Below are 6,740 nucleotides of genomic sequence, written 5' to 3' on the forward strand. Positions count from 1 at the left end.
TGGTGCACGTAATCAGCTGGAAGAAATTAGATGATTTTATCATTAAACATCCTAATTCTGAATCTTCCTTAAAGAGCTGGTATAAAATCCTTAAAAATACTTCCTTTAAAGATTTTAATGAATTAAGAAAACTATTTAATTCTGTCGATTTGGTAGGAAATCTTACGGTTTTTAACATTAGTGGAAACAACTTCAGGTTAATTGCAGCTATTCACTTTAACACTCAGAAAGTTTTTATTAGATACATTTTAACTCATTCAGATTATGATAAGGGGAAATGGAAAAAGGAGATTATATGATTCTAGAAATTGAAAAAATTAAGAATGTTTGGCATGACCTAAAAGATATTCTCTCCGTTCCTCATACTGATAAACAATATAAAAAATTAGTTAAAGTTTTAGATGAACTTATTGATGAAGTTGGAAATGATGAAAAACATCAATTAGCTCCACTTCTAGAAACTGTTGGAAATCTGATCGAAGAATATGAAAACGATCATTACTTACAGCCCAATGCTGAACCAATCGAAATTTTAAAATATCTAATGCAAGAAAACAACTTAACACAAAAAGATCTAGCCATTTTGGGTAGCCAAGGCGTTGTTTCAGAAATATTGAATGGAAAACGAGAACTAAACGTAAGGCAAATCAAAGCCCTTGCAGATAAATTCAAAATCTCTCCTTCGGTTTTTATTTAAACTATATATTTGCAACTTCGGCTAACAGCGTGGAAACGCTGCGCTTCGGCACAAGGCCTCGCTTGGGCTGCGCCACATTCCCCTTCTGGCACTCGCTTGCATACGCAAGCTACGTGACCAGTCCCTAACGTCCCGTCGGGACTCAGGGTCGGGGAACGTCGTCTCCACTATTTCGTTATGCGCCATGGCTATATTTTCCTACACTTTCTAATAAAACATGAATAAACTATTAAAATACACCGCGATAGCTTTAACTATATTTGGGATATTTGTCGTTTATATAATAAATGACAAATCATTGTCTCTTCAAGAGAAAGAACAAATCTCTAATGCTGGGACGATTTCATCGATTGTTGGACTTTTAATATCTATCATTATTTTACAGGCAACAGAGAACATATTTAATGCAAGAAGAAGAGCATTAATTGAAAAAGATTTTGAAAAAAAAAGAAAAGAGTTTTATACTCAATACAGAAATATATTTTTAGCTCTGAATACACAAATCGAAGAAAATCCTGAAGTTCATACTAATTTTAGACATCTATATTCATTAATCAAAGAACATAATCATATCTTTAGTATTTACTCAAAAATTAAACTCGTAATTATATATTGGACAGTTCCTCAAAGTTTCATTCCTTTATCTGTAAGATTAAATATTCTAAGTTGGCTTGGTGCAATTCTAAAATACGGAGATCAAAATGACCAATAAATTAAATGAGAAAAATTCAAAAATTGAATTACTAATAAATAAACTGACTCTGGAAACGGAAAGTGGGAAAATAGATTGGCTAAGCCTAGTTGAATTTTCAAAAAAATCTAGAACGATCTCAAAATATATTTCGACAAACTCAAATTATTCAAATTATAAGGATATTTCAATTAAAAGACATTCGGAAGAGTATAAATTTTATTATATTAATTCTGAACAGTCACTTTATACCGAAACTAACTCAGGAAGAATATTTTTGTTTATATTTAATAAATCTGATGATTATACTCAAAATTTAATAGATAAGCTAACAGGCCAGGACAAAATTAAGATCATTCTTGGATTACAAATAGAAAAACATACCAATTTGGAAGAATTAACTACTTTCGATGAATATCAATTAGAATTAAGAAAGCTTTATGTAAAAGCTAAGCTCGTAAGAAATGATGTTTTTAATTTTATCGATGAATATTTAAAAAAGTAAAGCCACGGCGCATAACAGCGCGGAAACGCTGCGCTTCGGCACTTACGGCCTCGCTTGGCCTGTGGCACATTCCCCTTCTGGCACTCGCTTGCATACGCAAGCTACGTGGCCAGTCCCTAACGTCCCGTTGGGACTCAGAGTCGGGGAACGTCGTCTCCGCTCATTCGTTATGCGAAATTTGTAAAAATTAAATGAAGAAATGTCAAAAATGTAAAACAACGCTTTCCTCCATAAAAACAAACTACGGTAAAATGATTATTTGCCCGGTTTGTTTTGGTCATTACTATTCGGAAAAAACATTAGAAATTCTATTTAAAAGTTTAAATTGGAAAGAAATAAAGGAAAATTCTAAAATAAAGAAAAGCAAAATAGTTTGTCCTAAATGTAATAAAAAAATGAATTTATACACATTACCCAGTGAATTCAATAATGTTCAAATTGATTTATGCAACAGCTGTAAAATTTTATGGTTGGATAAAGATGAAATAGAAGAATTAAAATTATCTAAATTCTCAAATCCAAATTTAGACACTATAAATAAATCTCAAAAGAAAATTACGGAAAGAGATATAAATTATATTCTCCAAGTTATAAAACTAGATTCAAAATTAACTGAAACAAAGTCTAAAAAAAATATAAATAATTTTGCTACGGATTATTCTCCAAACACTAGCAATCGATCTATTTTTAATGCTTTTGATATATTGACATTTATTAAAACTATTTTTACAAAGGAAAATAATAAGTAATTTTGTTTAAATTCATTCCTATATACTAAGAATTAAACCAATACTAAACAAACTTCGCATAACAGCGACTTAACGCTTCGCTTCGGGACAAGCCCTCGCTCGGTCTGCGACACATAGGCTTCTGGCACTCCCCTTGCCTGCGCAAGTGTCGTTCCAGTCCCTAACGTCCCGTTGGGACTCAGGGCCAGCCTACGTCGTTAAGGCTAGTTCGTTAGTCGCAATAGGTTAAAAAATAATTCTAAATAATAGATTTAAGAAAAAGGAAAAGAAATTGCAATTTACCTACTTAAAAAGCTTCTATTCAATAAATATATGCTATTTGAATGGGATCATAAGAAAAACGCCTCAAATCTAAGAAAACATAATATTTCATTTAATCAAGCCTCTGAAGTTTTTCTAGATAAAGATGCTATATACATACAAGATGAAAAACATTCTGAAAATGAGGATAGGTGGCTAGTCATCGGAAAAATTGAAAATTTTACCGTTGTAGTTGTTGTTTTTGTAGACAAATCTAATAAATCAGAGGAAAAATTAAGAATAATTTCGGCAAGACAGGCGAATAGAACTGAGGAGAATGAATATCTCCAAAGACTAGGTAAAGAATAGTTATGAAAAAAAATTACGACTTTTCAAAAGGCAAAAAAGGAATTTTTTACATTAAAGATAAACTGGATATCCACCTACCAATTTATCTAGATAACGATATTGAAGAATATTTTTCGAAAATAGCTATTTCGAAAGGTAAAGATATAAATTCAATTATAAATAAAGTATTAAAAAAGGAAGTTGAACTACAAAAAGAACTTTCTACATAACTGTTAGTTTCTAATTTTCAGTTCGCTTCATTTAACTAATATTTATTAAGATCAAACTGGATTCTCTGATTTTCAATATTAGCTGATCAATTCTTTAAATCCGACTCTCTTTTACAATTGTTTAAGAATGAAAAAACTTAGTAGAAATAATAAATATTATTATAAAATAACCTACTGCGACTAACAGCGTATTACCGCTACGCTTCGGCACAAGGCCTCGCTCGGCCTGCGGCAAATTGCCCTTCTGTCACTCGTTTGCAGCCGCAAACTCCGTGCCAGTCCCTAACGTCCCGTTCGGGACTCAGGGTCGGGCAACTTCGATAATACTAGTTCGTTATGCGAAATCTCATTAATCTAAGGCAAAAATATGAAATTTTTTCAAATTATAATAATAACAATATTATTCATTTCAAAAATCATAGCATCTGACAAAAACGAATTTCTTGTTACGGCTCCAGCTGGCTTAATACTAAGAACAAATCCAACATTAAAATCAAATAAAATTACAACTATTCCTTATGGAGAAGTAGTCCTCAGAACTGACAACTTTCTCAAAAAAGACAGCCAACCTTACGAAGAATTTTACGAAAATAAAATGTTCATTCAGTATAAATATCAAGGAGAAGTCGGTTGGTACAAAATCAAATATCAAAATTACGAAGGTTACGCATACGCGTTTTTCCTAATTACTAACAATGAAAAAAATTCAAAATTTTTTCTATATAACGAAAAAAATAATAACGTCGAAATAAAAAGAAACTTTATAAACCAAAAAACAGAAAATAATAATATAAAAAAAAACAATTTTTACACAAGTCTTTCATCAAAATAATCTAATTTTCCAGACTGAATCTCTTCTGATATTCGATCAAAACGCATTCCTGAAAAATGAACTTTTTTATTTTGAAAAACCCATTGAATCCAGAGAATTAAATGGGTATGAAGGAGGATTATATCCAATCTTTTACAAAAGATTTATGAAGGCTAATCTCGATAAAAATATAATTCCAGAGGAAATATTGATATTCTCTGCCTCACCAGAGATTTCAATTATGAACAGTCAGATTCAAATACAATATAACAATAAATTTAAATCAAAAATTACAATTGAATTGCCAGAAAAACAGCCACCAATTTTTTTCTTCAACGAAAGAAAAATAACTATATCTAGGGATATAGTTGAAACTTTTAATTGCCTCAACAAAAACAAATATTTCAATCTTAAACCTCTAGACTCAAATTTTATAGATCCGAAATTAATTTTAATTTCTTTGGAAGACAATATTGACAACTTAGAAAATAATAAATTAGAACTAAAAGTTTGTGACAGATTAATTCAAATAGATTTTTCAAAAAAAATTATAGAATGAGACTTCGCATAACAGCATCTAACCGCTTCGCTTCGGGACTTCGCCCTCGCTCGGTCTGCGACACATAGGCTTCTGGCACTCCCCTTGCCTTCGCAAGTGTCGTGACCAGTCCCTAACGTCCCGTTCCGGGACTCAGGGCCAGCCTACGTCGGTTAGCCTAGTTCGTTATGCGAAATAAATTAAAATGTTCCCATTTAACATAAAATTTAAAAGAAAATTGCTGATCAGAAAAGAAAAACTACAGGAATATTTAGTCAGAGCAAAACTACTACTACAAAATTGCACTAATAGTAATATAGATTTAGTCAATAATACACTAATCTTAAATTCAATTTTTGAACCAAAATGGTTTAAAAAATCTTATGTTATTGGTTTTTTAAACCTAGCAGAATTTTCCATAATAGAAGATAAAAAAACCTATATCTTCAAATGAATGTTTCATTTATCCTCTCTTCGGGATTTCGTAAATTTTATTTCCTTTTATTCTGACATCATTATTACCTATTGAGAATAACCCGTTTGAAAGTAAGAACCTACTCTACTTTTGGTTTGCAAAATTGGGTTTTTTAATTCCTTGGAGTTTGATCGAATATTTTGGCCTGATAAATTATATTTCAAGAGTAAAAGTCTAAGCATATTTCCAAATGAGCTTTAACTTAGTAAACTTTCTAAAATGAATTAAAGTAAATCTAATATTTTTTTATTAAACCACAGATGACTACATCTCACATAAATATATTCCATTCTTTTCCACTTATAGATATTCTATTGCTATTACCAATTTGGATATTACTCTTCTCTTACTCAATTAAAATGAAGGTTTTAGAAAAAATTAAACTTCCTATTAGTAGAAAATTTCTATTATGGGTAACCAATATTTTTGATTATACAATTATAACGCTTATTATATTATTAACAAGTTTAGTTAAAAAAGAAAAACAATTGAATTTAGATTCTTTTTCGCAATCATTTTTACTTCTAATGTTAATATTGTTAATTATCTTAATATATTTTGCCTCCTTAATTAAAATATTAAGACTACCTGATTTGAAAATCCCAGAGATAAAATTATTTAAAGTAATGAATTATCCAATTCTTATTATTGGCTCTATCTCAGTTTTAATAAATTTTATATGCTCAAATTGAAAGCTAAATTTACTTCGCATAACCGCGCGGAAACGCTTCGCTTCGGCACTTACGGCCTCGCTCGGGCTGTGCCACATTCCTCTCCGTCACGCTTCTCGCTCCGCAAGAAGTCGCGCCGACGCTAACGCCTTACTACGTAGGCTCAGCTACGAGGAACGTCGTCTCCGCTAGTTCGTTATACGACATTCTTGAAAATTAAATCTAACAAAATCAAAATAACAAAATATGACTAATTTAAGAAAATTCAAATTGTATATATACATATACACGATTTTCTCACTAATTTCCTGTAAAACTGAAAGAGAACCATTTGATTGCGAAGCTTATCATCGGCCTAACCTTGCAATAAGCTGCACTAATGAAGAATCACCAGACTTCTGTCTGATAGAAATCTTAAGTTATTATAAATGCAAAGAAGAAAATTCAAAAAAACTATTTAACAAATTTGAATTTTAGATAATACACCATTGTTAAATTACAAAAAGCATATTTCAATAATTAGTATTTTGACTTTATTCTCCTGCAATTTTTTATTAAAAGGGCCTGAGCAAGAAGTTACTTACGATGAATTTTACATTCATAAAACATTTTCTACTGGAAATATATTTTTCGAATCAAATAATATTTCATTCTCGATTCCCAAAAATCAACTTACACACCCAACTCTATTAAAGATAAAATACACTGAAAACGATCAAATTTTAGCTAAATCGATTGATCTTCAAATTAATAATCAATACTTTAAAAATCTATCTTTCAGACAA

The 6,740-nt window shown here is 30.7% G+C and carries 10 protein-coding genes; all 10 read left to right on the forward strand.

Features of this window, described 5'->3' with window-relative positions:
• Positions 1-299, forward strand: a 299-nt coding sequence (locus LEP1GSC195_RS19005; protein ID WP_232227868.1) for a type II toxin-antitoxin system HigB family toxin, incomplete at its 5' end; no start/stop codon positions are given.
• The gene (locus LEP1GSC195_RS19010; RefSeq protein WP_015683127.1) at positions 296-697 is read left to right on the forward strand and encodes a helix-turn-helix domain-containing protein; all 402 of its coding nucleotides are present in this window, start codon (positions 296-298) and stop codon (positions 695-697) included. The genes LEP1GSC195_RS19005 and LEP1GSC195_RS19010, both read left to right, overlap by 4 nt.
• A gap of 217 nt (positions 698-914) precedes the next feature.
• Complete coding sequence (locus LEP1GSC195_RS19015; RefSeq protein ID WP_156827701.1) at positions 915-1,409, forward strand: hypothetical protein; 495 nt, start codon at positions 915-917, stop codon at positions 1,407-1,409.
• Positions 1,399-1,893, forward strand: coding sequence for a hypothetical protein (locus LEP1GSC195_RS19020; protein ID WP_015683124.1), 495 nt, complete (start codon positions 1,399-1,401; stop codon positions 1,891-1,893). The genes LEP1GSC195_RS19015 and LEP1GSC195_RS19020 overlap by 11 nt, the downstream gene beginning before the upstream one ends.
• Before the next feature lie 191 nt (positions 1,894-2,084).
• Positions 2,085-2,642 (forward strand): TFIIB-type zinc ribbon-containing protein, encoded by a 558-nt coding sequence (locus LEP1GSC195_RS19025; protein ID WP_015683125.1) that lies wholly within the window; start codon positions 2,085-2,087, stop codon positions 2,640-2,642.
• A 312-nt stretch (positions 2,643-2,954) separates the two neighbouring features.
• The gene (locus LEP1GSC195_RS19030) at positions 2,955-3,251 is read left to right on the forward strand and encodes a BrnT family toxin (RefSeq protein WP_015683128.1); all 297 of its coding nucleotides are present in this window, start codon (positions 2,955-2,957) and stop codon (positions 3,249-3,251) included.
• Between the two features lie 2 nt (positions 3,252-3,253).
• Positions 3,254-3,460, forward strand: coding sequence for a hypothetical protein (locus tag LEP1GSC195_RS19035; protein ID WP_015683122.1), 207 nt, complete (start codon positions 3,254-3,256; stop codon positions 3,458-3,460).
• 367 nt (positions 3,461-3,827) lie between these two features.
• Entirely contained in the window at positions 3,828-4,292 is a 465-nt protein-coding gene (locus LEP1GSC195_RS19040; protein WP_015683123.1) for an SH3 domain-containing protein, read from the forward strand.
• Positions 4,293-4,437: 145 nt separating this feature from the next.
• Positions 4,438-4,830, forward strand: coding sequence for a hypothetical protein (locus tag LEP1GSC195_RS19045; protein WP_015683121.1), 393 nt, complete (start codon positions 4,438-4,440; stop codon positions 4,828-4,830).
• 1,613 nt (positions 4,831-6,443) lie between these two features.
• The coding region (locus LEP1GSC195_RS20140; RefSeq protein ID WP_232227869.1) for a hypothetical protein at positions 6,444-6,740 on the forward strand (297 nt) is incomplete at its 3' end.

Source organism: Leptospira wolbachii serovar Codice str. CDC, assembly GCF_000332515.2.
In the GTDB taxonomy this organism is placed as follows: Bacteria; Spirochaetota; Leptospiria; order Leptospirales; family Leptospiraceae; genus Leptospira_A; species Leptospira_A wolbachii.

Coding starts and splice junctions, on each gene's coding strand:
- LEP1GSC195_RS19010 (WP_015683127.1), top strand. CDS start 296: ATGATTCTAGAAATTGAAAAAATTAAGAATGTTTGGCATGACCTAAAA.
- LEP1GSC195_RS19015 (WP_156827701.1), top strand. CDS start 915: ATGAATAAACTATTAAAATACACCGCGATAGCTTTAACTATATTTGGG.
- LEP1GSC195_RS19020 (WP_015683124.1), top strand. CDS start 1,399: ATGACCAATAAATTAAATGAGAAAAATTCAAAAATTGAATTACTAATA.
- LEP1GSC195_RS19025 (WP_015683125.1), top strand. CDS start 2,085: ATGAAGAAATGTCAAAAATGTAAAACAACGCTTTCCTCCATAAAAACA.
- LEP1GSC195_RS19030 (WP_015683128.1), top strand. CDS start 2,955: ATGCTATTTGAATGGGATCATAAGAAAAACGCCTCAAATCTAAGAAAA.
- LEP1GSC195_RS19035 (WP_015683122.1), top strand. CDS start 3,254: ATGAAAAAAAATTACGACTTTTCAAAAGGCAAAAAAGGAATTTTTTAC.
- LEP1GSC195_RS19040 (WP_015683123.1), top strand. CDS start 3,828: ATGAAATTTTTTCAAATTATAATAATAACAATATTATTCATTTCAAAA.
- LEP1GSC195_RS19045 (WP_015683121.1), top strand. CDS start 4,438: ATGAAGGCTAATCTCGATAAAAATATAATTCCAGAGGAAATATTGATA.